Origin of the sequence: Cellulomonas septica, assembly GCF_012396155.1 — a bacterium.
GTDB classification, from domain to species: domain Bacteria; phylum Actinomycetota; class Actinomycetes; order Actinomycetales; family Cellulomonadaceae; genus Cellulomonas; species Cellulomonas septica.
In genome coordinates, this window is sequence record NZ_JAAXOY010000435.1 from 1 (window position 1) to 3,035 (window position 3,035).

The 3,035-nt window shown below is 70.7% G+C and carries 4 protein-coding genes; all 4 read left to right on the forward strand.

All coding sequences use genetic code 11. The features are described from left to right. Positions 1-273 precede the first annotated feature (273 nt). From HGA02_RS14540 to HGA02_RS14555, 4 genes are read left to right on the forward strand one after another with little or no spacing between them, the layout of a single operon-like run. Positions 274-1,848 carry a phage tail sheath family protein gene (locus HGA02_RS14540; RefSeq protein WP_124343996.1) on the forward strand — a complete coding sequence of 525 codons (1,575 nt, stop codon included), beginning with the start codon at positions 274-276 and terminating at the stop codon, positions 1,846-1,848. 31 nt (positions 1,849-1,879) lie between these two features. Further along, positions 1,880-2,329: a phage tail protein gene (locus HGA02_RS14545; protein WP_124343995.1), complete on the forward strand. Its 450-nt coding sequence runs from the start codon at positions 1,880-1,882 to the stop codon at positions 2,327-2,329. Beyond that, on the forward strand, positions 2,329-2,790 hold the full coding sequence (locus HGA02_RS14550; protein ID WP_168679700.1) for a hypothetical protein: 462 nt from the start codon (positions 2,329-2,331) through the stop codon (positions 2,788-2,790). Before HGA02_RS14545 ends, HGA02_RS14550 begins: the two co-directional genes overlap by 1 nt. Continuing rightward, positions 2,787-2,945, forward strand: a complete 159-nt coding sequence (locus HGA02_RS14555; protein WP_013769342.1) for a DUF6760 family protein — start codon at positions 2,787-2,789, stop codon at positions 2,943-2,945. The genes HGA02_RS14550 and HGA02_RS14555 overlap by 4 nt, the downstream gene beginning before the upstream one ends. The last annotated feature ends 90 nt before the right edge of the window (positions 2,946-3,035 follow it).

Below are 3,035 nucleotides of genomic sequence, written 5' to 3' on the forward strand. Positions count from 1 at the left end.
CGCCGCCCGCGCCGCCGACGCCACCGTCGTGGCGCAGCGTCAGGACGAGGAGGAGCCGGCGGAGGAGGAGCAGGTCCAGGGCTCGTTCGTCCAGCGCGAGGAGGCCGCCGAGGAGGAGATGGAGGAGGGCTGAGCCCGCACGGACGTCCGGCTCGCGCCGACGCCCGATCGGGCAACCACACCGGCCCTCAGGGGCGTCCGGGCGGACCACCGCCCTCCCGACCGCCCGCAGCACGCTGACCAGTACGACTCCCTGTGCCCGAAGGAGGGGACATGCCGACCTACCTGTCACCCGGCGTCTACGTCGAGGAGGTGGAGGCGGGCACCCGGCCCATCGAGGGGGTCGGGACGTCCGTCGCCGCGTTCGTCGGCCTGGCGGCGAAGGGTCCGTTCAACACGCCGACGCTCGTCTCGAACTGGACGCAGTACGCCGAGACCTTCGGCGACTTCCTGCCGAACTCGTACCTCGCGCACTCCGTGTACGGGTACTTCCTCAACGGCGGCTCGAACGCCTACGTCGTCCGGATCGGCGCCGACGGTGCCGCCGCCGACGACCCCGAGGCGCAGCCGCGCACCCGCACCTCGCCGAAGGCGCTGCCCGCGGTCCCGCAGGCGGTGCTGGGCGCGTACAAGGTGTCGGCGTCGGACAAGGCGCCGAAGACGAAGAAGCTGAGCGTCGAGGTGGCCGAGCCGGGCGGCGACAACCCGCCGGACGACCACTTCAAGCTGGTCATCCACGTCGACGGCAAGGCCACCGAGACGTACGACCACGTCACCACCAAGCGCGGCGACGACAACGTCGCGACCAAGGTGAACGCGCAGTCGAAGCTCGTGACGATCGAGGAGCTCGCGAGCGGCAGCGCGCTCGCGAAGCCGGACAAGGGGATCGCCGACCTCGTCGAGCCCGAGCCGGAGCCCGAGCCGCCCGCCACGGGCGACCTGGGCGCCGACGACTACATCGGCGACGCGGCCGACCGCACCGGGTTCTCGGGCCTGGAGGCGATCGACGAGATCACGATCGTCGCCGTCCCCGACCTCGTGGCCGCGCTCGAGCAGGGCGCGATCGACCTGGAGACGTTCCAGGCCGTGCAGCTCGCCGTGATCGCGCACTGCGAGCTCATGGGCGACCGCATGGCGATCCTCGACCCGCCGCCCGGGCTCGGGCCGCAGGCGATCAAGGACTGGCGCGTCGACACCGCGGGCTACGACTCCAAGTACGCGACGCTGTACTGGCCGTACATCAAGGTGTTCGACCCCGCGTCCGGCTCGAACAAGTTCGTGCCGCCGTCGGGCCACATGGCCGGCATCTGGGCGCGCAACGACGACACGCGCGGCGTGCACAAGGCGCCCGCGAACGAGGTCGTCCGTGGCGCGATCACGCTGCAGACGCAGATCACGCGCGCCGAGCACAACCTGCTCAACCCGGTGGGGATCAACGCGATCCGCACGTTCCCCGGCCGCGGGGTGCGCGTCTGGGGCGCCCGGACCCTGTCGTCCGACCCGGCCTGGCGGTACGTCAACGTGCGGCGGCTCTTCAACTACCTCGAGGAGTCGATCCTCATCGGCACCCAGTGGGTGGTGTTCGAGCCGAACGACGACGCGCTGTGGGCCCGCATCCGCCGGACCATCTCCGCGTTCCTCGTCAACGAGTGGCGCAAGGGCGCCCTGTTCGGGCTCAGCCCCGAGGAGGCGTTCTTCGTCCAGTGCGACCGGGAGACGAACCCCGCCGAGGGGATCGACGCGGGCCAGGTCGTCTGCCGCATCGGGGTCGCGCCGGTCAAGCCCGCCGAGTTCGTGATCTTCCAGCTCTCCCAGTTCTCCGGCGGCACGAGCCTCGTCGGCGAGTGACCGGTCCCGACGACCACAGGAACGGTGAAACATGGCACTCCCCGACACCTTCGACCTCGCCACCGCGTACTCGTTCTCGGTGAAGATCGACGGCATCCAGATCCCGCACGTCATGGAGGTCAGCGGGCTCAAGGCCGAGGTCGACAAGGTCACCTACCAGCAGCAGGCGTCCGACGGGAAGTTCGTCACGCGCCAGATGATGGGCCGCCAGAAGGCCGGCGAGTTCAAGGTCAAGCGCGGCCTCACCGACTCGACGACCGTCACGGACTGGCTCAAGGCGGTCTTCGAGGGCAAGCTCGCCGACGCCCGCAAGACGGCCGAGGTCGCGATCTACACGTCCGACAACCAGCTGCTCAAGCGGATGAACTTCCGCAACGTGTGGGTCAAGGACGTCGAGCTCGGCGGCACCCTCAAGGCCGGGTCCACCGAGCCGCTGTCCGAGACGTTCACGGTCTGCTGGGACGAGATGGAGTTCGCCTGATGCGACGCTCCCTGCCCGTCCAGCTGGACGCGCCCGAGGTCGACGAGGTGCCCGCCGGCACACCGTCGGCCTCGGCCGTCCGGCGGGACGCGCTGCGCACCGAGTTCGACTTCCAGCTCCCGCGCGGGTACCTGGACGGCGACGGCGTGCTGCACCGGCACGGCACCATGCGGCTCGCGACGGCCCGCGACGAGCTGCTGCCCCTGTACGACGCGCGCGTGCAGGAGAACCCGGCCTACACGACGGTCGTGCTGCTGAGCCGCGTCATCACGTCGCTCGGCACCCTCGGCGCGGTCACGCAGAGCGTCGTCGAGAACATGTTCGCGTCCGACGTGGCGTTCCTGCAGGACCTGTACCGGCGCATCAACGCCGAGGGGCACACACGCGCCGCCGTCACGTGCCCGTCGTGCCAGCACCGCTTCGACGTCGACATCTCCGGTGGGCGCCTGGGGGAATCGTGACGTACGCGCCGGCCCGCATCCGGGAGGAGGTCGCGTACGTCGCCTACCACTTCCACTGGTCCCACGACGAGATCCTCGACCTCGAGCACCCGCAGCGGCTCGCCTACGTCCAGGAGATCGCGGCGATCAACCGCCGCATGAGCGAGGAGCGCTGACGTGCGCTGGCCGTGGCAGCGGGACCGTGGAGTCCCGCCCGTCGCCGACCCCGGGACGCGCGCGTCGCACCCGGGTGTCGGTGTCGTGGC